The organism is Bradyrhizobium liaoningense, assembly GCF_018130955.1.
GTDB lineage: Bacteria > Pseudomonadota > Alphaproteobacteria > Rhizobiales > Xanthobacteraceae > Bradyrhizobium > Bradyrhizobium liaoningense_C.
On record NZ_JAFCJM010000010.1, the window covers coordinates 160,795 to 182,810 of the forward strand.

The window sequence follows — 22,016 nt, forward strand, 5'->3', positions numbered from 1 at the left end:
GCGCGGGCGCAAGTCGTTCATCGGGGTCGGGAGGCACGATGCAGACCGAGCTGAACAAGGTGGTGGAGGCGCTCCGGGAGTTCTACGCGCACGAGACGTTCCTGTTCGAGAAGGACGTCGGCGAGCACGCGGTGACGCACCGCTTCGCCGTCTATCTCGAAAAGCAGTTCCCGGGCTGGTCGGTCGATTGCAACTACGACAGGCTCGGCGAGCGCACGCTGCACCTGCCGCACGGCACGATCATCTCCACCGACGATCATCTGGGAAAGTCGATCTATCCCGACGTCGCCGTGCATCAGCGCGAGATCCCGAATAATCTGCTCGTGATCGAACTACGCAACGCGAGCAATCACACCTCGCTCGATCACGACCAGCACAAGCTGAGGGCGCTGACCGACCCGCACGTCTGGTTCGCCTATTGGCTCGGGGTGCTACTCGTGCTCGCCGGCAGGAATGTCACGGTGTCGGAGGTCTATGTCGGCGGCGTGCTCGATCCCGCGCTCACCGCCTGGTTCGCCGGGCGGCTGCAGGAGACCGAGCTGGGCGCACCGCAGTAGGTCCATATCGTCATGGCCGGGCTTGTCCCGGCCATCCACGATCTGCAGTACCAAGAACGTGGATGCCCGGGACACAGGCGAGCGGAAGCGACGCCGTCCTTCGGACGGCTATGCCCGGGCATGATGCACTCGTCGCGCGGCGAGGCTCGCTCGACGTTCTCAATAATACCGCCGCGGCTGCATGAAGGCGTAGCGCGGGTTGAGGCCGCAATAGGCGTCGGTGCCGGAGGCCGTGGCCTGGCATTGCTGATAGGTGGTGAACAGGCAATTGCCCGGGTAGCCCCACTGGCGGCCTTGCAGACAGTAGCGATCATTGGCGCCGGTCTGGGCCTGCGCCTGCGCCGAGACAGCGACGGCGGCAAGCGCGGCGAGCGATGCCAGAAGGGGGATGGTGCGACGCATGTTGGTCTCCTCTGGAGGGATTGACGAGGCATTGTCCGGTCGGCCGCGCGATGCTCCCGGCGGCGCGGGAGTGGCCCCAGTTGTTGCCGGCAAACCGGAACACGGTTCGAATTGTTCGCATCCTGATCCCGCATCGTGCCCCGCTATGTGATGTCGGCCACAGTCTGCCCGCGGCGTCCGGTCTAAAAGCGTTTTCCAGCGAAGTGGACCCCGATTCGCGTCGCGAAAACGCGTCAAAACAAGAATCTAGAGTTTCCATTCCGATTCTATCGGAATGGAAACTCTGAGGTGGCGAGGCTTGCACGGGTTCAACGAGCGGGATTACGCTTCCGCCATTCGGATCAGGCACTTTGGAGGTTCTGATGCAAAAGTCATACTTGCTTGCTGCCGCTGCGGCGCTCACGCTCGCGTTGCAGGCTCCGTTCGCACTGGCCCAGGGCACGCCGGCCACCGGCGGCACCACAACGGCGCCGGCCGCGACGACGACCGCACCGGCGGCAACGACGACAACGCCTCCTGCCGCTACCACGACCACCGGCACGGCGCCGGCCGCAACTACAACTACCACCACCACGACGGATACGAAGAAGTCCGCCGAGAAGAAGCCCGCGAAGAAAAAGATGACGCGCCAACAGGAGATCGATCACTCGGTCGAGACCGGCACGGTGCCGTCGCGCTACCGTTCTTCGGTGCCGAAGCAGTACCAGCAATACATTCCGTTCGATAAGCAGTAGAGGCTTGCGGAAACGAGCGGGCCGGGCTCGCTTTGCTTCTCCGGAAGTCAGCAAAGTGACGATGGCCGATGGCCCTGCTCATGCCGCGCGCGGCAGGCTGCCCCTTGTCATCAGCCTTTGGTTGCGCTTTGATGCTCGCGCACGTGATCATCTCATTGCAGCCAAAGGTCATTGCCCATGAGCGAAATCATTCAGATCGATCAGGATCACCGCGAAGTCGTCAGAGGATTGGTCAAGGACAGCTCGGTCATCTGCTCCGATACGAGCGCGCCCGATGTCTTCGTGCACATCATCACCAAGGATGACACGGCCGAACTGTTCAAAGGCGATGGCACCGTTGTCCCGAAGATGACCCGCACGCGCTTTCATGTCTTCCGGAGAAATCCAGGCAACGATCCGTTCTCCGCGACCGTTACCGTGACGGACCTGCCTGCTGCCGCAGTCGCCAGAGCAGATACGCTCGTGGCGGCGTTCAGCCTGGTCAAGCACAAGCCCGGCGCGCTGAAGGCCAAGAAGGCTGCAAAGAAGCAAGCAAAGAAGAAGGTGGCGAAGAAGGCCAAGAAGTCGGCCAAGAAGTCGGCAAAGAAACGCGGGTGAGGCCCGCTGCCGGGCCGGGCAGCCTCGTCACGCTCGCGCTGTGACTAGACGTCTCGCAGGCGCAGCCAAATATCGTCGCTCGAAAATGTGCGCGATTCCGTCAGCATGACAATGTCGACCACCCGGAGGGAGTTGGGCGGATCGTAGATGAACTTGAGATGCGAGGGGCGGCTGGTGAAGTCCGGAGTGACTTCGAAGTCGCCCGACTCCAGCGCAAATGTCATCAGCCTTGCTGCATCACGCTCACTCACTGGAGCACGCAGCAAGGCATCGATCAGAGTCTCGAGAGTCATTCCCTCCCGGAGAAGCAGCCGCGTGCGGCTGTCGCCGTTGGCCTGTCGCAACGCATCAACAATGGTAGCAACGGCAACGGGGTCACGCATCTCGTCAGCGCAAACCAGCTAGAGCGTTTTCCAGCGAAGTGGAGACCGGTTCGCGTGAAGAAAACGCGTCAAAACAAGAGTCTAGAGCCCCGTTCCGATTCCATCGGAACGGAAAAGGCTCTAGTGCCATGAGGATTACCGGCGGTACTCCCAACGCGACGGCTACACCACGGAATAACACATCATCGCCCATAGGTGGGAGATGCCACCAAATCGGGCCGGCGGCATGTGCAGTTTGTGCCAAATTGAATATTGCCTCAATCACAACATCAGATTGTTCTAGTGATTCGACCCGGTAATCCGGCGTTTGTCAGCGGCCAAGCGATCCCCAAGAACTCACACCCTTGAGCAACTGACGATTGGAGAGGTGCAAGGGCGCCTGGTCCCCATACCTCGCGCCCTTGTGCTGCTCGCAACGGTCGCACCGCGTCTCCGGAAGCGGTTGGACCCGTGCCTGGTGCGCGTGGGATATCGGCGGGCCGATCAGGGAATGGCGTGCGAACTTTGATTTTGCGCGCTCGACGGAGAGTTTTTGGGGCCGACGCGCCGGCTGCGCGAGCAAACGTCCGCTTGCGGGAGCCGATGATCGACATCGAGAGCCCCACGCGCTGTCGATGATGGCATCATGCCACCGATTTGCCCGACGCGTCAAGTTATTTTCGGAAAAAGCGCAGCTCTTCAGGCGGGCCATCATCGGCTACTGTGCATGGGGTTGTTTTCGATGTTTTTGGTGGGGCGGTCACCGAAGCCTCGGGGCCGGAGCGATCTCATCCCGCCTTCGTCCGTTCGCGCAAGAGCTTACGGCAGCGCCAAGCTATGCTGGGCGCCGACGACCGTCTGGCTTCGATGATGGTCTGCAATCGGATGGTTCGAGAAGGAATGGTGGGCGCACAAGGGATCGAACCTTGGACCTCTCCCGTGTGAAGGGAACGCTCTCCCGCTGAGCTATGCGCCCGGGACCATGATGCGGGCCGTCTCAAATCGGCCGACCGGCACATCCGTTGGAGCCCGCGATTTAGAAGTGCGGGGCAAAAGTGTCAAGTTATATGGGTGTCAAGTTTTCAGGCGGCTTGGTGCCCGAAAACCTTCAGCAGATCACGCAAATCGTCGCCGAAATCGCGATTTCGGCTCCGCTACGCGCCCTGCTGGCGGGCGCGGGAGGCGTGGGCCTGCAGCGCGCGGATGCGTTCGGCGAGCGTTCCGCCACCCTCTGGCAGGGCGACAGCAGCGGCCACGCCATTGGTCGGGGCGTCGTTGGCCGGGCGCGGAGCCGGTTTTGGCGCGGCGCCGGCTTCGGTCGCCAGCAGCGCCTCGATCGGCGAGTTCGGCCCTTCGAGCTGCATCGCGAGCTTTGCCACCTCGGCGGCGATGTCGTTGATGCGCTCGCGCAGTAGCGCGTTCTCCATGCGCTCGGTCGCCCAGGAGCTTTCTGCCTGCTGCTGGATCGCGTTGATGTCCCGCTGCAGTTTTGCGCGCTCGTCGCGGGCGACGCGCAACTGCTCCTCGACCGCGGCCTTCTCGCCGCGCAGCCGCTCGAGCATCGGCGAGCCGCTGCCACCGCTCAGCGCTGCGACCTCGACGCGCAGATCCTTGACGATGCGCTCGGAGGCCTCGTTGGTCTGGCGGAGCTGGTTGTTCTCGTACTCGCGCTCGGCCAGCAGCTTGCCCTGCGTAGCCAGCCGTCCCTCGAGATCGGTGACGCGGCCGGACAGCATCTCGGCTTCCTTGACCTGCACGATGAGCTGGCGGTCGAGCTCGGTGACGCGCTGGCTCAGATTCTCGACCCGGCCGCGCGCGTCCGTGAGCTCACGTGAAGCGGTTTCCGACTCGCTGCGCTCCTGCGTCAGGCGCGCTTGCGTCGCCGCAAACTCCTTCTCGGCGTCGCCGACGCGGCTCTTCAATACGTCGATCTGCGCACGCACCGCGACGAGCTCGACCTGGCGGCTGTCCGCCATCATCGAGCGGTCGGACAATTCGGCGTTGATCTTCGCGAGCTCGTTTTGCTTGTTGCTCAGCGCCAGTTCAGCGCCGCGCAGCGCCTCGGTCTTGGTGTTGAATTCCTCTTCGGTGGCGCGGAGCTGCTCCTTCACCGCCTTCTCGCGCGCCTCGAGCGCGAAGATCGTGGCGTTCTTCTCGCCGAGCTCGATCTTCATGCGGTTGATGGCGTCGCTCTTCTTGCCGAGCTCGGCGAGCTGGCTGGTGGTCTTGTTCTTGAGCTGGTCGACGCTCATCTCGAGCCGCCGTGCCGACATGGCGAATTCGGCGCGCAGCTGGTCCTTGTCGGCCTGGATCTCCGCCATCGACAGCGGGGTCGCAGCCTCCAGCCGGCGCGTGGTCAGCCGCACCGCGCGGTTATGCACCAGCGGCACGATCGCGAGCCCGCACAGCATCGACAGCAGGAAACCGATCGCCAGGTACATGATCGGTTCGACCATGGGGCAGAACTCCCGAAAACAAGGAAAAATTTACCAAAGACAATGCCATGGCGGGCCGGCCAAAAGCCAGCCCCGCCCGCCGTTAACGTGAATCCATAACCAGAAAGAAGAGGGCCGCTCGGTTTTGGAGCCGGTCCGGCTCTAGAACGGGTTCCAGGTCGCCCGCGGAGTGTATTTGAGGTAGCCGATATTGGCTCCGAGCCGCAGGCCGATGCCGGAGCGAATCGGCACCAGCACGATGTTGTTGGCGGTCAGCGCCGTCATGCCGAAGCCGCCGATGATGTAGGCGGAGCCGTCGATGCCGGCGAAGCGCTGGTAGATCGCGTTGGTGGCGGGCAGGTTGTAGACCAGCGTCATGGTGCGCGCGCCGTCGCCGCCCCAGTCGAAGCCGAGCGAGGGACCCTGCCAGTAGACGCGCAAGTCGCCGGCGTTCTTGGTGTAGAGCGTGCCTTCGCCGTAGCGCAGGCCGGCGACGAAGGCGCCGGAGCCTTCCTCGCCCAGGATATAGCCGTTCGGCAGACCCCATTGGCTGACCGCCTTCTCGATGATCGAGGCGAGGCCGCGCGAGACATTGCCGAAGAAGCGATGGCCGGCGCCGACGAGCTCGTCCGGCCCGTAGGTGCTGGGCGTCGGGGTCCGCTGCGGCGGCGGCAGGTTCGGCGGCGGAGCCTGCTGCGCGGAAGCCGGCACGATCCAACCCACCAGCGCGGCAAGCGCGAGTGCGGCGATGCGTGATGCGAAAGTCATAAAACTACCCCTGGTATCGATTTCGGACGCTTCTTTAACCTGACGCCAACAGGCGCGGCCCTAGGTTGCGCCGACTGTCCCCTCGACTCGGATGTTATCCGTAGCAACTATGACGGCACAACGGCAGGAAACCAGCCCTTCGCGCCCCGGATTCGCCTTGTTTTGCCTGCTGGCGGGCATTTGGCTGGCGATCGGGGCGGTCGCCCAGGCTGCTACCACCGAACGGATCGTCGTCAACCGCTTCTCCGGCGTTGCCATCGAGGGTTTTGACGCCGTGGCCTATTTCGTCGGCGGCGAGCCGGCGCAGGGCAGCGCCGAATATGAGGCCAATCTGTGGGGCGCGGTCTGGCGGTTCCAGAACGAGGGCAACCGGGCCTCCTTCCTCGCCCATCCTGAGGTCTACGGCCCGCAATTCGGGGGCTACGATCCCGTGGACGTCGCCCGCGGCGTCACCATTGCCGGCAATCCCCGGTTCTTCGTGATCGCGGCCGAACGGCTCTATCTGTTCAGCCGGGAGGACAACCGCGACGCCTTCGCGGGCAATCCCGAGCGCTTCCTCTACGAGGCGAACAAGCGCTGGGCCGGGCTGCTGGAGCAGCTCAGTCAGTAGGTGCCTGCCGCCTTGTGGGTATTGCCTTGGGATCGCCCCAGGCGATGAACTCCGGCACGATGAAATCGCCCGTCCGCTGGCCGAAGCGGATCTCGCCGCCCTTGCCGTCGGTGACCCGGCCCCCGGCCGCAGTGACCACCGCGCAGCCGGCCCCGACGTCCCATTCCGAGGTCGGGCCGAGGCGAGGGTATATGTCGGCGGTGCCTTCGGCGATGCGGCCGAACTTGACCGCCGAGCCCAGCGTGCGCCTGACCGCCCCCGGCCGTTCGGCGATGAACGCCTCGCTCCTGGCATCGCCATGCGAGCGGCTGACCGCCGCAACCCAGGGCTCGCCGGGCTTTGGCAGCGCGCGGGTGTGAATCGGCTCGGCGGCACCGGTGACGCCGCCGTCGATGCGCAGCCGTTCGGCACCGTGGCCGACCACGCCGCGCCAGAGCAGCCCGAGCGCCGGCGCGCTGACGATGCCCAGAAGCGGCATGCCGTTGCTGACGAGCGCGACGTTGACGGTGAACTCGTCGCGGCCGGCGACGAATTCCTTGGTGCCGTCCAGGGGGTCGATCAGGAAAAAACTGTCGCGAAATGGCGGCGTCGCAAGCTGGGCCCGCTCCTCCGACAGCGTCGGCACGTCGGGCGCGAGCGTCGCAAGTCCTTCGCCGATGATGCGATCGGCGGCAAGGTCGGCTTCCGTCACGGGCGAGCCGTCCTGCTTGCCTTCGACCTGCATCGCCGTGCGGTTGACGGCGAGGATTGCCGTGCCCGCTCTGACCACCAGCGCCGTCAGTGGCTCCATCAGACCGCACGCGGCCTTACCGTCCATCACCCGCATCACCTGCATGCCTCATTCATCGGCAAATCTCGCCGTCCCGCCGGTTTGATTCGCAGGGTTCCTTATGGCCGCTTCGAGCCTATCGCAAGCGCTAGCTGCCATGGGCTTGCGAATGTTAGAAGCCAGGCCACCCCGAAAGCATGCGTGATTCGCCGCGTCCGCGCCGTGTAATTTCCAGGAACCATTTATGTCTGGCACCTCGTCACCCGGTACCGCTACTGCTCCCGATATGCTCGAACTCGCCGCGCTTTTGTGCTCGCGGGTCTGCCATGATCTCATCAGCCCTGTCGGCGCCATCGTCAACGGGCTCGAGGTGCTCGACGACGATCCCAAGCCCGAGGACCGCGAATTCGCGCTCGAGCTGATCCGCAAGAGCGCCAAGACCGCGTCCGCCCGCTTGCAGTTCTGCCGTCTCGCCTTCGGTGCGGCCGGCTCGGCCGGCGCGCAGATCGATCTCGGCGACGCTCAGACCATGGCGCGCGGTCACATCGAGGACGGCAAGTGCACGATCACCTGGAATCTGCCGCGGCTGTTGCTGCCCAAGAATCGCGTCAAGCTCCTGCTCAACATGCTGGTCATCGCGCAGCACACCATTCCGCGCGGCGGCTCGCTGACGGTTGATCCGGTCGGCGAGGGCGAGACGATGAGCTTTCGCATCACCGCGTCCGGCCACAATGCGCGCCTGCCGCAGAACATCGCCGAGCTCTTGAGCGGCGAGCGCGGGCCCGCGGCCGATGCCCATGCCATTCAGCCTTTCTACACGCGGCTGCTTGCGCAGGCCTGTGGGCTCACCGTGAGGCTCGCGCCCGAGGGCGAAGCGATCATCGTTAGCGCTTCGTAAACGCGACGCCTCTCTCGCTGGTTAATCAAAGCTTACCAAGGCGCTTCGATTCGATCGGAGCGCCTTATCTCTTTGTTGCCTCCGTTCTTTTGCACATACTCAACCATTATTAAACGCTTTGCGGTGAAGCTGGCCCCATTCTGAAAGGCGCATCACGACCTGATGCGCCCTCCCTGTATGAAGGCCTGTTTTCATGGATGATCTGTTGCGGGAGTTTTTGACGGAGACCAGCGAGAGCCTGGACACCGTGGACAACCAGTTGGTGAAGTTCGAGCAGGAGCCGAACAACGCCAAGATCCTGGATAACATCTTCCGCCTTGTTCATACCATCAAGGGGACCTGCGGCTTCCTGGGGCTGCCGCGGCTGGAAGCGCTGGCGCATGCCGGCGAGACCCTGATGGGCAAATTCCGCGACGGCATGCCGGTGACCGCTGAGGCGGTGACGGTGATTTTGTCGTCGATCGACCGCATCAAGGAGATTCTGGCCGGGCTGGAGGCGACCGAGGCCGAGCCTGAAGGCGCCGACCGCGACCTGATCGAGAAGCTGGAAGCGATGGTCGAGCAGGGCATGGCCGCCATGGCTGCCGGAGCTGCTCCCGTCACGGAGGCTCCGCCGCTTGCACCGGAAGCGCCCGTTGCCGCTCCCGTCGAGGCCAAGGGCAAGGAGATGACCCAGGGCTCGCTGGTCGACCAGACGCTGGAGCGCCCGTTGCGTCCCGGCGAGGTGTCGCTCGACGAGCTCGAGCGCGCCTTCCGCGAGACCGCGATCGAAGCCCCGGTGCCCGCCGCCAAGGCCGAGGTGAAGGCTGCGCCCGCCACGGAGGCGCCGGCGCCCGCTGCCAAGGACACAGCCAAGGATACCAAGGCGCTCCGGGAGAAGGCCGCCGCCAAGAAGTCGATGGCCGACGAGACCATCGGCGAGGGCGACCGCGTCGCCAACCAGTCGATCCGCGTCAACGTGGATACGCTGGAGCACCTGATGACCATGGTCTCCGAGCTGGTCTTGACCCGCAACCAGCTTTTGGAGATCTCCCGCCGCAACGAGGACACCGAGTTCAAGGTGCCGTTGCAGCGGCTCTCCAACGTCACCGCCGAGCTGCAGGAAGGCGTCATGAAGACGCGCATGCAGCCGATCGGCAATGCCTGGCAAAAGCTGCCGCGCATCGTCCGCGACCTCTCATCCGAACTCGGCAAGCAGATCGAGCTCGAGATGCACGGCGCCGACACCGAGCTCGACCGCCAGGTGCTCGACCTGATCAAGGACCCGCTCACCCACATGGTGCGCAACTCCGCCGATCATGGCCTGGAGACGCCGGCCGAGCGGCTGGCTGCCGGCAAGGGCGAGCAGGGCACCATCCGGCTATCAGCCTATCACGAGGGCGGCCACATCATCATCTGCATCGCCGACAACGGAAGAGGCCTCAACACCGAGAAGATCAAGGCCAAGGCGCTCTCGAGCGGTCTCGTCAGCGAGGCCGAGCTCGAGAAGATGTCGGAAGCCCAGGTCCACAAGTTCATCTTCGCCCCGGGCTTCTCGACCGCGGCCGCCATCACTTCGGTCTCGGGGCGCGGCGTCGGCATGGACGTGGTGCGCACCAACATCGACCAGATCGGCGGCACCATCGACATCAAGAGCGTGGCCGGCGAGGGCTCAAGCGTCACCATCAAGATCCCGCTGACCCTGGCGATCGTCTCCGCCCTGATCGTGGAGGCCGCCGGCGACCGCTTTGCGATCCCGCAGCTCTCGGTCGTCGAGCTGGTGCGGGCCCGCGCCAACTCCGAGCACCGCATCGAGCGCATCAAGGACACCGCGGTCTTGCGCCTGCGCAACAAGCTGCTGCCGCTGATCCACCTCAAGAAGCTGCTCAAGATCGACGACGGCGCGGCCAGCGATCCCGAGAACGGCTTCATCGTGGTCACCCAGGTCGGCAGCCAGACCTTTGGCATCGTGGTCGACGGCGTGTTCCACACCGAAGAAATCGTCGTCAAGCCGATGTCGACCAAGCTGCGCCACATCGACATGTTCTCCGGCAACACCATTTTGGGCGATGGCGCCGTGATCATGATCATCGACCCCAACGGCATTGCCAAGGCGCTCGGCGCCTCCGGCTCCTCGGCCCATGACATGGCCGACGAGAACGCCGCCCACCACATCGGAAGCGGCGAGCAGACCACCTCGCTTTTGGTGTTCCGCGCCGGCTCGAGCCAGCCCAAGGCGGTGCCGCTCGGCCTCGTCACCCGTCTGGAGGAGCTGCCGGCCGACAAGATCGAGTTCAGTAACGGCCGCTACATGGTGCAGTACCGCGAGCAGCTGATGCCGCTGGTGGCCATGGAGGGCGTCACCATCGCCACGCAAGGAGCCCAGCCGATCCTGGTGTTTGCCGATGACGGCCGCTCCATGGGCCTCGTGGTCGACGAGATCATCGACATCGTCGAGGAACGGCTCAACATCGAGGTCGGCGGCTCCAGTGCGGGCATTTTGGGTTCGGCCGTGATCAAGGGCCAGGCCACCGAGGTGATCGACGTCGGCCACTTCCTCCCCATGGCCTTTGCCGACTGGTTCACCCGCAAGGAGATGAAGCCGTCCTTGGCCTCGCAGTCGGTGCTTTTGGTCGACGACAGTGCCTTCTTCCGCAACATGCTGGCGCCGGTGCTGAAAGCCGCCGGCTACCGGGTCCGCACCGCGCCGACCGCGCAGGAGGGCTTGGCCGCGCTGCGCGCGCAGAGCTTCGACGTCGTGCTGACCGACATCGAGATGCCCGACATGAACGGGTTCGAGTTCGCGGAAGTCATCCGCTCCGACCACAATCTCGGTGCGATGCCGATCATCGGTCTGTCGGCGCTGGTGTCGCCGGCGGCGATCGAGCGGGGACGGCAGGCCGGCTTCCACGACTATGTCGCAAAGTTCGACCGTCCCGGCCTGATCGCGGCGCTGAAGGAGCAGACCGCGACCGCGGCCGGCGCCTCCGAGCTCAGCCGGGCTGCGGCCTAGAGCATGATCCGGAAAAGTGTGAAGCGGTTTTCCGACCAGATCATGCTCAAACAAAAGTAGGACGAAGACAGAGATGAGCAGCAAGACCCAATCCGCCGAAGGCGCCATGGTCGAATACGTCACCGCGATGATCGGCGGGCAGCTGTTCGGGCTGCCGATCTCCCGCGTCCAGGACGTGTTCATGCCGGAGCGCGTCACCCGCGTGCCGCTGTCGTCGCGCGAGATCGCGGGCGTGCTGAACCTGCGCGGCCGCATCGTCACCGTGGTCGACATGCGCGCACGCCTCGGCCTGCCGAGGCCTGAGGACGGCAAGATCCCGATGGCGGTCGGCGTCGACCTGCGCGGCGAATCCTACGGCCTGATGATCGACCAGATCGGCGAGGTGCTGCGCCTGCCCGAGGACGGCAAGGAGGAAAACCCCGTCAACCTCGACCCCCGCATGGCCAAGCTCGCAGGCGGCGTCCACCGTCTCGACGGCCAGCTCATGGTCGTCCTCGACGTCGATCGCGTTCTCGAACTCGAAACCAAAGTGCAGATGGCCGCGTGAGCTAAAGACAATATTGAAGCCGGAGAGCCAAAAATGAAGACATGTTTGGTCGTCGATGATTCAAGCGTCGTGCGCAAGATTGCGCGTCGAATCCTGGAAGGCCTCGAGTTCCAGGTGACCGAGGCGGAGGACGGTTCCAAGGCGCTCGAGATCTGCCAGCAGCAGCTCCCAGACGCGGTGTTGCTCGACTGGAACATGCCGATCATGGACGGCTTCGAGTTCATGGGGCACATGCGGCGCCTGCCCGGCGGCGACCAGCCCAAGGTGGTCTTCTGCACCACCGAGAACAACGTCGCTCATATCGCCCAGGCGCTCAGCGGCGGCGCCAACGAATACATCATGAAGCCGTTCGACAAGGACATCATCGCCGACAAGTTTGCCGAGGTTGGCCTGATCCCGGTCGGACAAGCGTTTGCCTGAGCGTTCCCAGTAATCTTGCGAGAGGCGTCCCGTGACCCCGACCGAGTATGAGTATCTGCGTAAGTTCCTGCGGGATCATTCAGGTCTCGACCTGTCTGCAGACAAGCAATATCTGATCGAAAGCCGCCTGCTGCCGCTGGCGCGCAAGGCCAACCTGTCCGGCATCGGCGAACTGGTGCAGAAGCTCCAGGTCGGCTCCAGCGCGTTGATCACCAGCGTGGTCGAAGCCATGACGACCAACGAGACCTTCTTCTTCCGCGACAAGGTCCCGTTCGAACATTTCCGCGAAACCATCATGCCCGAGATCCTCAGGGCGCGCGCAGCCCGCAAGAGCGTGCGTATCTGGTGCGCCGCCGGCTCGACGGGCCAGGAACCCTATTCGCTGGCGATGTCGCTGAAGGAAATGGGCGTAGCGCTGACCGGTTGGCGCGTCGAGATCATCGCCACCGACCTTTCGCAGGAGGTTCTGGAGAAGTCCAAGGCCGGCATCTACAGCCAGTTCGAGGTACAGCGCGGCCTGCCGATCCAGATGCTGGTCAAGTACTTCAAGCAGACCGGCGAGACCTGGCAGATCAATCCCGAACTGCGGGCGATGATCCAGCACCGCCAGCTCAACCTGCTGCACGACTTCTCGCAGCTCGGCACGTTCGACGTGATCTTCTGCCGCAACGTGCTGATCTATTTCGACCAGGACACCAAGATCAACATCTTCAACCGCCTCGCCCGACAGATCGAGCCCGACGGCTTCCTGGTGCTGGGCGCTGCGGAAACCGTGGTCGGACTGACCGATACGTTCAGGCCGATTCCGGAGCGGCGCGGCCTCTACAAGCCCAACGATGCGCGCGCAGCGGGCGCCAAGCCCGCCGTCGCCGCCATGGTGCCCCGCGCGCCGGTGCTGGCGGGGGTGCGCGCATGAGCGAGGATGGCAAAGGTGCGGAACGTGTGACGTTCAGCCGCGGCTACGATGTCTGCATCATGGCCATCGACGGGACCTGGCGTCGCGACTGCAAGCTCAACGCCATTTCCGACACCGATGCGATCCTGACCGTCGAGGGATCGATCCAGGGCTTGAATCTCAAGGAATTCTTCCTGCTCCTGTCGTCGACCGGGCTCGCCTATCGCCGCTGCGAGCTCGTGCGCGTGAACGGTGCCGAGATGGACATCCAGTTCCTGCGCGGCAAGAACAAGAAGAAGCGCGCCGCCGCCGGCCACGACGCAACGGTCTGATCGCGGCCGGTCGCAGGCCGCGTTTTCTTAAGACGTTGCTTCAAATCTGCTGAAATTATCCGAGTGAATTTCGTGCACCGGCTTTACGCGGTCTAAGCGCGCGCCGTGTATCCATTGCCGGTCTCAATGTCAGGGTACGGCAATGCCAAGAAGCTCCTTCTCCTCCATCCCCTCACACCTGCTGGACGCGACCGAACGGCGCGCATTGCAGCTCCTCGTGGTCGACGACGACGCCACGCAGCGCAGCCTGATCGGCGTCGCGGCCAAGCAGGCCGGCCACGAGGTGACGGTGGCGCCGTCGGTCGCGGATGCGATCGGCAAGCTTCGCAGCGCGCGGTTCGACTGCGTCACGCTCGACCTCGTCCTGGAGGATGGCGACGGCATCGACGTGCTGCGCGAGATGGCGGAGGCGAAGTTTGCGGGCTCGGTGATCGTGATCAGCGGCATGGATGGTCCGCGCCGCTCGGCCGCCCGCCGCTTTGCCCGCTCCGTGGGGATCGAGCTCCAGAGCCTGCCGAAGCCGCTCGATCTCGCTGCCCTGCGCATCAGCCTCGCCAATCTCGGCAAGACCGCGATGGGGCTCCCCGCAACCCATACCTGGGGCGGCGTGGCCGCGAACGCGATCGTGGAACGTCACCGCGCCTGAGGCGCGCCTCAGGCGATCAGATGCGGCCGGCGCAGGCCGGCGAGCAGAGTTCGGCCCTCGCGGTCGCATAGCACGGAGTGACGTCGTCAAGCACGACGACGTCGATGGAACCCGCTTGGTCGCCGCCGGCCTCGCGCATCATCGCCGCCTCTATCGGGCGTATGCCGCCTTCGACCAGCGCAATGAGATTGCGAAGATCCGCCGCGATCAACTGATGGCTGTCGCTGTTTGGCACTGCGACGAGAGATCCTCTGACTGCATAATTTTGCATGGATAGTCTTGGTCAGGAGCCATTAGGCACTACGCCGCTACTTGTGCGTTAAGATCATGTCCCGTACAAATGCGGGTGTGGGCCGAATCCGTGCCGAACGCCATGGTGGTTGGCTCGGACGCAGGTTCTCTACTGCCGAATGGACGTGGCACATGGCCGAAAAATCCTCCCGTGGCGAGATCTTTGTGGTCGACGACGATCCTGCGGTCCGCGACACGTTGTCGATGGTGTTGAAGGCGGCGGGCTATGAGGTGATCTGTTTCGCCGACGGCGCGGCGCTGCTCTCCGTCGCACGAAACCGTACGCCGGCCGCGATCCTGCTCGACGTGCATATTCCCGGAAAATCGGGCCTCGACATCCTCAGGGAGTTGCACGGCGAGGATTACCCCGCCCCGATCTTCATGATCTCGGGGCAGGGCGATATCGCCATGGCCGTGAGCGCGATCAAGAACGGCGCGCTCGATTTCATCGAGAAGCCGTTCCGTGGCAGCGAGATCGTCGGCCGGCTCGACGAGGCGATCGGCGCCTATGCACGCAGGCAGGCAGAAAACGCCTCGCCGAAATTCGGGTCGCTGCATTTCCCGGGACGCGAGCCCCTGACCCGGCGCGAGCGCGAGGTGCTCGAGCAATTCGCCTCCGGTGCGTCGAACAAGGAGGCCGGCCGCACGCTCGGCATCAGTCCGCGCACCATCGAGGATCACCGCGCCAACATCATGAAGAAGCTCGGCGCCCGGAACGCCGCCGATCTGATCCGCATCGTGATGACCGCGGCGCAGCGCGCGTCGTAGCCTGCACTCAGCAATCTTTTAGCCCGGATGGAGCCAACGGGTCGGTGCGAAGCGCCGCCCGATAACAGGCTCCGCGAAATCCGGGGGTTAGGGCACGCGGTAGGAGGCGTCCCGGATTGCGCTTCGTTGCATCCGGCTACGGAGCCTCAATGAGAGGTCTCGTTTGCGGATCTGCGCGGAGCCAGTCATCGGGCCGCGCTTCGCGCGGACCCGTTGGCTTGTCCGGGACACGAGTACGGCGCAATCGTCAGCCGTCCAACGCCTTGCGCAGGATGCGCGCGAGGTCGGACTTGCGATAGGGCTTCGCCAGCAGCAGCACGCCGGTGTCGAGCCGGCCGTGGTGAATGATCGCATTTTCGGTGTAGCCGGAGGTATAGACCACCTTGAGGTCGGGCCGTGTCTTCTGCAGTTCGTCGGCAAGTTCCCGGCCGTTCATCTTGCCGGGCATGATCACGTCGGTGAACAGCAGATCGAACGACTTGCCGGCGGCGACGATCGCGAGCGCCTCGGCGGCGTTCGCGGCCTGCAGCGTGGGGTAGCCGAGCGCGTGCAACTGCGCGAGCACATAGTCGCGCACCAGCCGGTCGTCCTCGACCACCAGGATCGTCTCGTTCCCGCCCTGAATCGTCGCCGGCGTTGTGCCTTCGCTGCTCGCGGTCGGCGTGACGCCGGGCGGCAGATACATCTTGATCGTGGTGCCGTGGCCTTCCTCGCTGTAGATCCTGATGTGTCCGGTCGATTGCTTGATGAAGCCGTAGACCATGGACAGGCCAAGGCCGGTGCCCTTGCCCACGCCCTTCGAGGTGAAGAAGGGATCGAACACCCGGTCCAGAAGTCGCGCAGGAATGCCGCTGCCGGTGTCGCTTACCGCGATCAGCACGTAGTGACCGGGACGGATGTCGTTGACGCTGGCGTAGACCTCGTCGAGATACGCGGCGCCGGTTTCCAGGATCAGCTTGCCGCCGTCGGGCATGGCATCGCGCGCGTTGAGCGCAAGGTTGAGCAGCGCGGTCGTCAGCTGGTTGGGGTCGACCGTCGCCACGCAGCTCTCTTCCTCGAACACCGTTTCGATCTGGATCTGCTCGCCGAGCGTCGGCCGCAGCAGTTTTGCCGTGTCGACGATCAGCGAATTGACGTCGACCTCGCGCGGCTGCAGCGGCTGCTTGCGCGCAAAGGCGAGCAGGTGCTGGGTGAGCTCGGCGCCGCGTGCGGCGGCCTCGTCGATCATCTTGGTGATGGCCGCAAGCTGCGGCTCCTTGGCCACCGCATCTGCCAGGATCTCGATCGTGCCGGTGATGACGGTGAGGATGTTGTTGAAATCATGGGCCACGCCGCCGGTGAGCTGGCCGACCGCCTCCATTTTCTCCGAATGGCGCATGCGCTCTTCGGCGGCGATCTTGTCGGTGAGGTCGCGGTAGAACACGTTGAACAGCAGGCCCTCGCGGCGCTTCAGTGACGTGACGCTCAGCTCGGCCTTGAATTCCTTGCCGTCGTGGCGTCGCATCACCATCTCGCGGCGGCGGTCAAGCAGCTTGCTTTCCCCGGTCTCCAGGAAGTGGAGCAGGCCGGCCTTGATGCGCTCGCGCTCGCCGTCGGCGACGATCAGATCGACGGCGTTCTTGCCGAGCGCCTGATCGCGGCGCCAGCCGAAGATCTTCTCGGCCCGCGAGTTCCAGTCGAGGATATTGCCGTTCTCGTCGGTCTGGACGAAGGCGTCGAGTGCCGTTTCGATGATGTTTCGTGCGAGCTGCTCGCTCTCGCGCATCGATTCCTGCGCAAGCCGTGCCTCCGTCATGTCGCGCCCGGCGAAGAAAAAGCGGCTCGCATGCTGCGACCAGCTTCCGAGCCAGGACAGCCAGACCTCGCGCCCGTCCTTGTGGATGCAGCGCGTGTCGGCGATGACGCGGCGTTCTCCGCGCCGGAGCGCACGCATCTCGTCGCGCGATCGCTCGAGATGGTCCGGATGAATGAAGTCGGCCCCGCTGCGCCCGATCATCTCCTCCGGCCGATAGCCCAGGATGGTCTCTGAGCTCGGGCTGATCTGGGCGACGTAGCCGCGGGCATCCAGAATCATGATCAGATCCTGCGAGGTGTCGAAGATCTGCCGCCGTTCTTCGAGTTGTTGCGCAAGCGCGCGCTCGGCGCGCCGCGCCTCGGTGAGGCTGCGCGCAGACCCCGAGGCACCGATGATTTCGCCCGAGGGCCCTCGGATCGGTGACAGGCTGAGCGAGATTTCGACCGGGCTGCCGTCCTTGCGCAGGCGCACCGTCTCGAAGCGCTCGATCGGCTCGGCCCTGGCGAGCCGCCGCAAATAGTCCTTGCCCTGCTCGCGACGGTCGGGAGGTACGATGATCGAGGTCGGCTTGCCGATCGCCTCATCGGCCGAGTAGCCATAGAGGCGCTCTGCCGCCGGATTCCAGCCCGTGATGATGCCCTCGAGCGATTGCATCACGATCGCGTCGTCGGAGGATTCGACTGCGGCGCTGAACAGCCGCTCGCGCGCAGCATGGTGGTCGCGCGCGGCCTCGGTGCGACGCCGCTCCAGGACCTCGCGCTGGAGCGCCGCGGTCTTTGCCTTGGTTTCCTCGAGCATCCGCGCGAAGGCCCGTGCCAGTACGCCGGTCTCGCCCGGAGCATCGATTGGAATGGTGACGGTATCGCCACGACCGATGCCCTCGACCGCCGCAGTAAGCTGCCCGATCGGCCGGGTCAGCGTGCGTGCGAGAAATATCGCGAGTACGCCGGCGGCCAGGACCGCAATGGCGCCGACCGTCAGCGACGTTTTCTGGATCGCCGCAGGTACGCGGTTGAACACCAGGGGAGGCACGGTCTCGATGATCGCCACCCATTCCTTGCCCACGAGCAGCGACGCTGCGATCGCCGCGCCGCCCGTCTGGCCCGACGCGTTGGTGACGAGTTGCGCAAAGCTCCCCGACTTCCCGACCGAGGCCGCAAAATAGGGAAAGTCGTTCAGCCAGTTGTTGGGCTGGCCGTGCACCGAACCGAATTCGCGCGTGCGATTGGGATGCACGAGATAGTCGCCACGTGCGTTCACCAAATAAACCTGTTCGCCCCGATCCGGTGTGGAGCGGACGCGGTCGAGCGCCGCGCGCATGTCGAGATTGGCGATGATAATGCCGAACGGCCTGCCGTCCGGTGCGAACAGCGGCGTTGCGATCCGCAATGTCGGAACGTGCAGTATGGTCGTGCCGCCCTGATGAGTGGCAAGATCGAGCGGCGAAACGTAGATTTCGCCCGGCGCAAGGCGGATCGTCTCCTGAAAATAGATCCGTTCGCCCTTGCGCTGGAGTTCGCTGTTGGCGGCCACGCGCACCGCGCCATCCGGCCCGGAGCGGTCGACCCGGACCAGTTCGAGCTCGTCCAGACCGATGATGCGAAACTGGGCATAGGCCGGCTTGGCCTCGATCTCGGCGACGAGTCGCGCGGCGATGCGCTCGCGCCAGGTCTGCTCTGAAACGCCGTCGGCAGTGTCAATGCCGCCGGCCAGATGGGCACGGATCAGGCCGTTGATGCCGGCGGCGGAGCGATAGCCAAGCAGATCGCCACGGGCTCCGGCAACGTAGGTTTCGAGATCGATTGCCAGCAGGCGCGCATGGGTTTCGACCCGCTCCAGCACCCGCGGGATCACAGCCTGCTTGAGGCTGTGATATCCCAGCCAGCCGACCGCGGTCACCGTGACGGCGACCAGAAGGACGATCGCAATCGCGAGCCGGGTCGCGAGCGTCATTCGGTCCTTCGCGTCGCTTCGGGGCTGGTCTTGTATGTTGCGTTGTGCCCCGGCATGAATGTCCATGTTATTGGCAGCCGCTGTTGCTATCGAGATCCCGCGCTTTGCCGCTTCCCAGGCAGCCATCGACCGCCGCCAGCAGCACGTCCGCCCTGAACGGCTTCTGAAGGCTCGCAACCGCGCCGAGCTTGGTCGCCATCTTCAGGAAGTCGGGTTCGGCATAGGCGTCGGGCGTCACAGAGCGGCCGGAAATGACGATGATCGGGATTGTCGGCCGCTGCGCCCGAATGTGGCGCATCGTCTCCAGCCCGTCCATTCCGGGCATGAATATGTCGAGGAACAACAGGTCGAATTGATCCGTCTCAAACAGCGCGAGACCCTTGCGGCCGTCGCCGGCGACCGTCACGCGATGTCCGGCCCTTTCCAGCAACAGCCGGATGGTAATCTGTACAGCCGGATCGTCATCCACGATCAGGATGTTGGCCAAGTCGCAGCCCTCCGAGCATCGAATTGTTGCGCGGAAATCGCTCAACCTGCAAGCATTACGCAACCAATAGCGTTCCGCCGGTCGCGAGGTCAGGTGGGAACTTGACTGGCTCAGCGCATGCCGGCAGGCGTTAGCCCCAACGCCGGATTTCAATCGCTGAGATATTCCGGATGGCGCGCGCGGATTTTGGCGAGCTCGCTCAAGGTGCCCGACAGATGCGTGCGCAGATGCTGCTGTGCGGCATCACCGTCGCCGGCCTCGATCGCGCGGGTGATCAGCCTATGGTGGCGCACGATGTTCTGGGCCTTGCCGGGCGAGGGCAAATGCAGCCGGCGCAGCCGGTCGATATGGCCGCTGCGGCTTCGCACCAGAATCCACAGGTCCTGCTTGCCGGCGGCGGCATAGAGCTGGGCGTGGAAATCATTGTCGGCGTTGATAAAAGCTTCGAAGTCGCCGGCCTTCGCAAATTGTTGCTGCAATGCGATGGCCTGGTCGAGGCGGATGATCAGGGACGGGTCGCGTCCGGTTGCAAGCAGGCGGACGATCTCGAGCTCCAGCGCCTGACGCAGGAAATGCGCCTGCTGGGCGCGGTCGACGTCGATCCGGCTGACCACGGTCGCGTGCTGCGGGAACACGTCGACCAGGCCCTCTTCCTCGAGCCGCATCAAGGCGTCGCGCACCGGCGTCGAGCTGACGCCGAACTGGGCGGCGAGCTCCGCGCGCGACAGGGGTGCGCCCGGCGGCAGTTCCAGGGCGATGATCGCGTTGCGCAGCCGCTCGAACACCTGCGGCGCGGCCTGGCGGGCGCGATCGAGCCGGGCGGCGGCCCTTGAAGCGGCCTTTGCGGCCGCGCGCGGCGCAGTGTTGGGAGATTCCATGGCGGGTCCCGCGGGCTTGCTTTTGATGCACTAATATATTAGTGCATCAGCAGCGTCAACGCGGCTCCACGAGGGTCGGAGGAAACACACAACAATGATGATGCATCTTCGTAGCAAGGTTGCGGCTGCAGCCCTGATCGCCGCAATCGCCCTGTCGGTGTCCGCGGCGCGCGCGCAACAGAAATCCGAGATCGCACTGTCGCGTCAGCCCGGCATCTTCTACATGCCGAGCCACATCATGGAGAAGCAGAAGCTGATCGAGAAGCACGCGGCTGCTCTCGGCGTGCCAGGCGTCACCACCAAATGGATCACCTTCTCCGGCGGCGGCGCGCAGACCGATGCGCTGCTCGCAGGCGGCGTCGACATCCTCAACACCGGCACCGGCAATCTGCTGCTGCTGTGGGACCGCACCCGCGGCGGCGTGAAGGGCATCGTCGCGACCTCGGCGCAGCCGATGACGTTGATCAGCCGGGATGCCAACATCAAGTCGATCAAGGATTTTGGCCCGAGCGACAAGATCGCGGTGCCGACCGTCAAGGTCTCGACCCAGGCGATCGTGTTGCAGATTGCGGCCGCCGAGGCTTTTGGCGCCGATCAATGGTCGAAGCTCGATGCCAACACCGTGCAGCTCGGTCATCCCGACGCCTATGCGGCGCTCGCCAATTCCAAGCACGAGGTGCACAACCACTTCTCGATCCCGCCGTTCACGTTCCTCGAGCTGAAGAACGTGCCGGGCGCGCATGTCGTGCTGTCGTCGCCTGACGTGATGGGCGGGCCGCTGAGCCAGGCGCAGTTCTTCACCACGACGAAATTCGCAGACGCCAACCCGAAGATCATCCAGGCCGTGCGCGACGCGACCAAGGAAGCGCAGGACCTGATCCGTAGCGACACCAAGCAGGCGGTCGAGATCTACAAGGAAATCACCGGCGACAAGACCTCGGTCGAGGAGCTGCTCGATCTGCTCAAGGAGCCCGGCATGATGGAGTGGAATCTCGAACCGCAGGGCACGATGAAGTTCGCTGCGCATCTGTTCAAGACCGGCACGCTGAAGATGCAGCCCAAGGCGTGGACCGACTACTACCTCCCCGTGGCGCACGACCTGAAGGGCAACTGATGGCGCTGCTCGACGTCGCCGGAGTGACGCTTCGCTACAAGACATCAAGCGCCGTCGTCACCGCCACCGAAAAGGTCTCCTTCACCGTCGACAAGTCCGACCGCTTCGTGCTGCTCGGGCCGTCCGGTTGCGGCAAGTCGACCCTGCTCAAGGCCGTCGGCGGCTACATGATTCCGAGCGAAGGCCGCATGAGCATCAACGATCGCGAGATCCATGGTCCCGGCGCCGATCGCATGATGATTTTTCAGGAGTTCGACCAGCTCCTGCCCTGGAAGACGGTGCTCGCCAACGTCATGTTTCCGCTCGTCACCGCGCGAAAACTGCCGCGCAAGGAGGCCGAGGCGCGGGCGCGGGCCTATATCGAGAAGGTCGGGCTCACCCGCGTGGTCGACGCCTATCCGCACACGCTCTCCGGCGGTATGAAGCAGCGCGTCGCGATTGCGCGCGGCATGGCCATGGAGCCCGACATCCTGCTGATGGACGAGCCGTTCGCGGCGCTGGATGCGCTGACGCGCCGAACCTGCCAGGACGAACTGCTCCAGCTCTGGAGCGAGACCAGGTTCACCGTGCTGTTCGTGACCCATTCGATCGCGGAGGCGATCCGGATCGGCAACCGCATCCTGCTGCTGTCGCCGCATCCCGGCCGCGTCAAGGCCGAGGTGGTCGACGTCGACAAGGTCTCCAACGGCGACGGCAGCGCCGGCCGGCTGGAGAAGGAGATCCACGATCTCCTGTTCGCGGCCGAGCCGACGGCGCATTGAGGGAG

Annotated in this window: 23 protein-coding genes and 1 tRNA gene; 14 read left to right on the forward strand and 10 right to left on the reverse strand. The window is 64.5% G+C overall.

Annotation, left to right across the window (positions count from 1 at the left end):
* The first annotated feature begins 38 nt into the window (after positions 1 to 38).
* Positions 39 to 557 carry a hypothetical protein gene (locus JQ632_RS11400; RefSeq protein ID WP_212402397.1) on the forward strand — a complete coding sequence of 173 codons (519 nt, stop codon included), beginning with the start codon at positions 39 to 41 and terminating at the stop codon, positions 555 to 557.
* A gap of 159 nt (positions 558 to 716) precedes the next feature.
* Here the strand turns inward: JQ632_RS11400 and JQ632_RS11405 are convergent, their stop codons facing one another.
* A complete protein-coding gene (locus JQ632_RS11405) occupies positions 717 to 959 on the reverse strand; it encodes a DUF3551 domain-containing protein (RefSeq protein WP_212402398.1) in 243 nt (80 codons plus the stop codon).
* Between the two features lie 362 nt (positions 960 to 1,321).
* Between JQ632_RS11405 and JQ632_RS11410 the strand changes: the two genes are divergently transcribed.
* A complete protein-coding gene (locus tag JQ632_RS11410; RefSeq protein ID WP_212402399.1) occupies positions 1,322 to 1,693 on the forward strand; it encodes a hypothetical protein in 372 nt (123 codons plus the stop codon).
* Positions 1,694 to 1,870: 177 nt separating this feature from the next.
* On the forward strand, positions 1,871 to 2,290 hold the full coding sequence (locus tag JQ632_RS11415) for a hypothetical protein (RefSeq protein ID WP_212402400.1): 420 nt from the start codon (positions 1,871 to 1,873) through the stop codon (positions 2,288 to 2,290).
* A gap of 44 nt (positions 2,291 to 2,334) precedes the next feature.
* Here JQ632_RS11415 and JQ632_RS11420 read toward each other — a convergent pair whose 3' ends face one another.
* The 4 genes from JQ632_RS11420 to JQ632_RS11435 form a co-directional block, all read right to left on the reverse strand.
* Positions 2,335 to 2,673 (reverse strand): hypothetical protein, encoded by a 339-nt coding sequence (locus tag JQ632_RS11420; RefSeq protein WP_212402401.1) that lies wholly within the window; start codon positions 2,671 to 2,673, stop codon positions 2,335 to 2,337.
* An 880-nt stretch (positions 2,674 to 3,553) separates the two neighbouring features.
* Positions 3,554 to 3,628, reverse strand: a tRNA-Val gene (locus JQ632_RS11425).
* Between the two features lie 178 nt (positions 3,629 to 3,806).
* Positions 3,807 to 5,108: a hypothetical protein gene (locus JQ632_RS11430; protein ID WP_212402402.1), complete on the reverse strand. Its 1,302-nt coding sequence runs from the start codon at positions 5,106 to 5,108 to the stop codon at positions 3,807 to 3,809.
* 141 nt (positions 5,109 to 5,249) lie between these two features.
* Positions 5,250 to 5,855, reverse strand: coding sequence for a DUF1134 domain-containing protein (locus JQ632_RS11435; protein ID WP_212402403.1), 606 nt, complete (start codon positions 5,853 to 5,855; stop codon positions 5,250 to 5,252).
* A 109-nt stretch (positions 5,856 to 5,964) separates the two neighbouring features.
* Here JQ632_RS11435 and JQ632_RS11440 point away from each other — a divergent pair, with 109 nt between their 5' ends.
* A complete protein-coding gene (locus tag JQ632_RS11440; protein WP_212402404.1) occupies positions 5,965 to 6,465 on the forward strand; it encodes a YHS domain-containing (seleno)protein in 501 nt (166 codons plus the stop codon).
* Here the strand turns inward: JQ632_RS11440 and cysQ are convergent.
* The gene (gene cysQ / locus JQ632_RS11445; RefSeq protein ID WP_212402405.1) at positions 6,455 to 7,300 is read right to left on the reverse strand and encodes a 3'(2'),5'-bisphosphate nucleotidase CysQ; all 846 of its coding nucleotides are present in this window, start codon (positions 7,298 to 7,300) and stop codon (positions 6,455 to 6,457) included. The two genes, JQ632_RS11440 and cysQ, sit on opposite strands and share 11 nt — an antisense overlap.
* Positions 7,301 to 7,478: 178 nt before the next feature.
* On the opposite strand from cysQ, the gene chpT reads away from it, so the two are divergent.
* From chpT to JQ632_RS11480, 7 genes are all read left to right on the forward strand, one after another.
* Entirely contained in the window at positions 7,479 to 8,132 is a 654-nt protein-coding gene (gene chpT / locus JQ632_RS11450; protein ID WP_212402406.1) for a histidine phosphotransferase ChpT, read from the forward strand.
* A 193-nt stretch (positions 8,133 to 8,325) separates the two neighbouring features.
* Positions 8,326 to 11,124 carry a hybrid sensor histidine kinase/response regulator gene (locus JQ632_RS11455; RefSeq protein WP_212402407.1) on the forward strand — a complete coding sequence of 933 codons (2,799 nt, stop codon included), beginning with the start codon at positions 8,326 to 8,328 and terminating at the stop codon, positions 11,122 to 11,124.
* 73 nt (positions 11,125 to 11,197) lie between these two features.
* A complete protein-coding gene (locus tag JQ632_RS11460) occupies positions 11,198 to 11,671 on the forward strand; it encodes a chemotaxis protein CheW (protein ID WP_212402408.1) in 474 nt (157 codons plus the stop codon).
* Between the two features lie 33 nt (positions 11,672 to 11,704).
* Positions 11,705 to 12,091, forward strand: coding sequence for a response regulator (locus JQ632_RS11465; protein WP_212402409.1), 387 nt, complete (start codon positions 11,705 to 11,707; stop codon positions 12,089 to 12,091).
* 31 nt (positions 12,092 to 12,122) lie between these two features.
* On the forward strand, positions 12,123 to 13,007 hold the full coding sequence (locus JQ632_RS11470) for a protein-glutamate O-methyltransferase CheR (RefSeq protein WP_212402410.1): 885 nt from the start codon (positions 12,123 to 12,125) through the stop codon (positions 13,005 to 13,007).
* Positions 13,004 to 13,318, forward strand: coding sequence for a PilZ domain-containing protein (locus JQ632_RS11475; RefSeq protein ID WP_212402411.1), 315 nt, complete (start codon positions 13,004 to 13,006; stop codon positions 13,316 to 13,318). Before JQ632_RS11470 ends, JQ632_RS11475 begins: the two co-directional genes overlap by 4 nt.
* 142 nt (positions 13,319 to 13,460) lie before the next feature.
* Complete coding sequence (locus JQ632_RS11480; RefSeq protein ID WP_212402412.1) at positions 13,461 to 13,964, forward strand: response regulator; 504 nt, start codon at positions 13,461 to 13,463, stop codon at positions 13,962 to 13,964.
* A 16-nt stretch (positions 13,965 to 13,980) separates the two neighbouring features.
* Here JQ632_RS11480 and JQ632_RS11485 read toward each other — a convergent pair whose 3' ends face one another.
* The gene (locus JQ632_RS11485; protein ID WP_312015597.1) at positions 13,981 to 14,199 is read right to left on the reverse strand and encodes a hypothetical protein; all 219 of its coding nucleotides are present in this window, start codon (positions 14,197 to 14,199) and stop codon (positions 13,981 to 13,983) included.
* 188 nt (positions 14,200 to 14,387) lie between these two features.
* Between JQ632_RS11485 and JQ632_RS11490 the strand changes: the two genes are divergently transcribed.
* Positions 14,388 to 15,023, forward strand: a complete 636-nt coding sequence (locus tag JQ632_RS11490) for a response regulator transcription factor (protein WP_212402414.1) — start codon at positions 14,388 to 14,390, stop codon at positions 15,021 to 15,023.
* 247 nt (positions 15,024 to 15,270) lie between these two features.
* Here JQ632_RS11490 and JQ632_RS11495 read toward each other — a convergent pair whose 3' ends face one another.
* The 3 genes from JQ632_RS11495 to JQ632_RS11505 form a co-directional block, all read right to left on the reverse strand.
* A complete protein-coding gene (locus JQ632_RS11495) occupies positions 15,271 to 18,771 on the reverse strand; it encodes a PAS domain S-box protein (RefSeq protein WP_212402415.1) in 3,501 nt (1,166 codons plus the stop codon).
* Positions 18,772 to 18,838: 67 nt separating this feature from the next.
* Complete coding sequence (locus JQ632_RS11500) at positions 18,839 to 19,258, reverse strand: response regulator (protein WP_212402416.1); 420 nt, start codon at positions 19,256 to 19,258, stop codon at positions 18,839 to 18,841.
* A gap of 149 nt (positions 19,259 to 19,407) precedes the next feature.
* Positions 19,408 to 20,136 (reverse strand): GntR family transcriptional regulator, encoded by a 729-nt coding sequence (locus JQ632_RS11505; RefSeq protein ID WP_212402417.1) that lies wholly within the window; start codon positions 20,134 to 20,136, stop codon positions 19,408 to 19,410.
* 94 nt (positions 20,137 to 20,230) lie between these two features.
* Here JQ632_RS11505 and JQ632_RS11510 point away from each other — a divergent pair, with 94 nt between their 5' ends.
* Together JQ632_RS11510 and JQ632_RS11515 are read left to right on the forward strand one after the other, a co-directional pair.
* Positions 20,231 to 21,250: an ABC transporter substrate-binding protein gene (locus JQ632_RS11510; RefSeq protein ID WP_212402418.1), complete on the forward strand. Its 1,020-nt coding sequence runs from the start codon at positions 20,231 to 20,233 to the stop codon at positions 21,248 to 21,250.
* On the forward strand, positions 21,250 to 22,011 hold the full coding sequence (locus JQ632_RS11515; RefSeq protein WP_212402419.1) for an ABC transporter ATP-binding protein: 762 nt from the start codon (positions 21,250 to 21,252) through the stop codon (positions 22,009 to 22,011). The genes JQ632_RS11510 and JQ632_RS11515 overlap by 1 nt, the downstream gene beginning before the upstream one ends.
* The last annotated feature ends 5 nt before the right edge of the window (positions 22,012 to 22,016 follow it).

What these genes read in the sequence shown, in the direction of transcription:
- JQ632_RS11400 (WP_212402397.1), top strand. Translation starts at nt 39, where the DNA reads ATGCAGACCGAGCTGAACAAGGTGGTGGAGGCGCTCCGGGAGTTCTAC.
- JQ632_RS11405 (WP_212402398.1), bottom strand. Translation starts at nt 959, where the DNA reads ATGCGTCGCACCATCCCCCTTCTGGCATCGCTCGCCGCGCTTGCCGCC.
- JQ632_RS11410 (WP_212402399.1), top strand. Translation starts at nt 1,322, where the DNA reads ATGCAAAAGTCATACTTGCTTGCTGCCGCTGCGGCGCTCACGCTCGCG.
- JQ632_RS11415 (WP_212402400.1), top strand. Translation starts at nt 1,871, where the DNA reads ATGAGCGAAATCATTCAGATCGATCAGGATCACCGCGAAGTCGTCAGA.
- JQ632_RS11420 (WP_212402401.1), bottom strand. Translation starts at nt 2,673, where the DNA reads ATGCGTGACCCCGTTGCCGTTGCTACCATTGTTGATGCGTTGCGACAG.
- JQ632_RS11430 (WP_212402402.1), bottom strand. Translation starts at nt 5,108, where the DNA reads ATGGTCGAACCGATCATGTACCTGGCGATCGGTTTCCTGCTGTCGATG.
- JQ632_RS11435 (WP_212402403.1), bottom strand. Translation starts at nt 5,855, where the DNA reads ATGACTTTCGCATCACGCATCGCCGCACTCGCGCTTGCCGCGCTGGTG.
- JQ632_RS11440 (WP_212402404.1), top strand. Translation starts at nt 5,965, where the DNA reads ATGACGGCACAACGGCAGGAAACCAGCCCTTCGCGCCCCGGATTCGCC.
- cysQ (WP_212402405.1), bottom strand. Translation starts at nt 7,300, where the DNA reads ATGCAGGTGATGCGGGTGATGGACGGTAAGGCCGCGTGCGGTCTGATG.
- chpT (WP_212402406.1), top strand. Translation starts at nt 7,479, where the DNA reads ATGTCTGGCACCTCGTCACCCGGTACCGCTACTGCTCCCGATATGCTC.
- JQ632_RS11455 (WP_212402407.1), top strand. Translation starts at nt 8,326, where the DNA reads ATGGATGATCTGTTGCGGGAGTTTTTGACGGAGACCAGCGAGAGCCTG.
- JQ632_RS11460 (WP_212402408.1), top strand. Translation starts at nt 11,198, where the DNA reads ATGAGCAGCAAGACCCAATCCGCCGAAGGCGCCATGGTCGAATACGTC.
- JQ632_RS11465 (WP_212402409.1), top strand. Translation starts at nt 11,705, where the DNA reads ATGAAGACATGTTTGGTCGTCGATGATTCAAGCGTCGTGCGCAAGATT.
- JQ632_RS11475 (WP_212402411.1), top strand. Translation starts at nt 13,004, where the DNA reads ATGAGCGAGGATGGCAAAGGTGCGGAACGTGTGACGTTCAGCCGCGGC.
- JQ632_RS11480 (WP_212402412.1), top strand. Translation starts at nt 13,461, where the DNA reads ATGCCAAGAAGCTCCTTCTCCTCCATCCCCTCACACCTGCTGGACGCG.
- JQ632_RS11490 (WP_212402414.1), top strand. Translation starts at nt 14,388, where the DNA reads ATGGCCGAAAAATCCTCCCGTGGCGAGATCTTTGTGGTCGACGACGAT.
- JQ632_RS11495 (WP_212402415.1), bottom strand. Translation starts at nt 18,771, where the DNA reads ATGACGCTCGCGACCCGGCTCGCGATTGCGATCGTCCTTCTGGTCGCC.
- JQ632_RS11505 (WP_212402417.1), bottom strand. Translation starts at nt 20,136, where the DNA reads ATGGAATCTCCCAACACTGCGCCGCGCGCGGCCGCAAAGGCCGCTTCA.
- JQ632_RS11510 (WP_212402418.1), top strand. Translation starts at nt 20,231, where the DNA reads ATGATGATGCATCTTCGTAGCAAGGTTGCGGCTGCAGCCCTGATCGCC.
- JQ632_RS11515 (WP_212402419.1), top strand. Translation starts at nt 21,250, where the DNA reads ATGGCGCTGCTCGACGTCGCCGGAGTGACGCTTCGCTACAAGACATCA.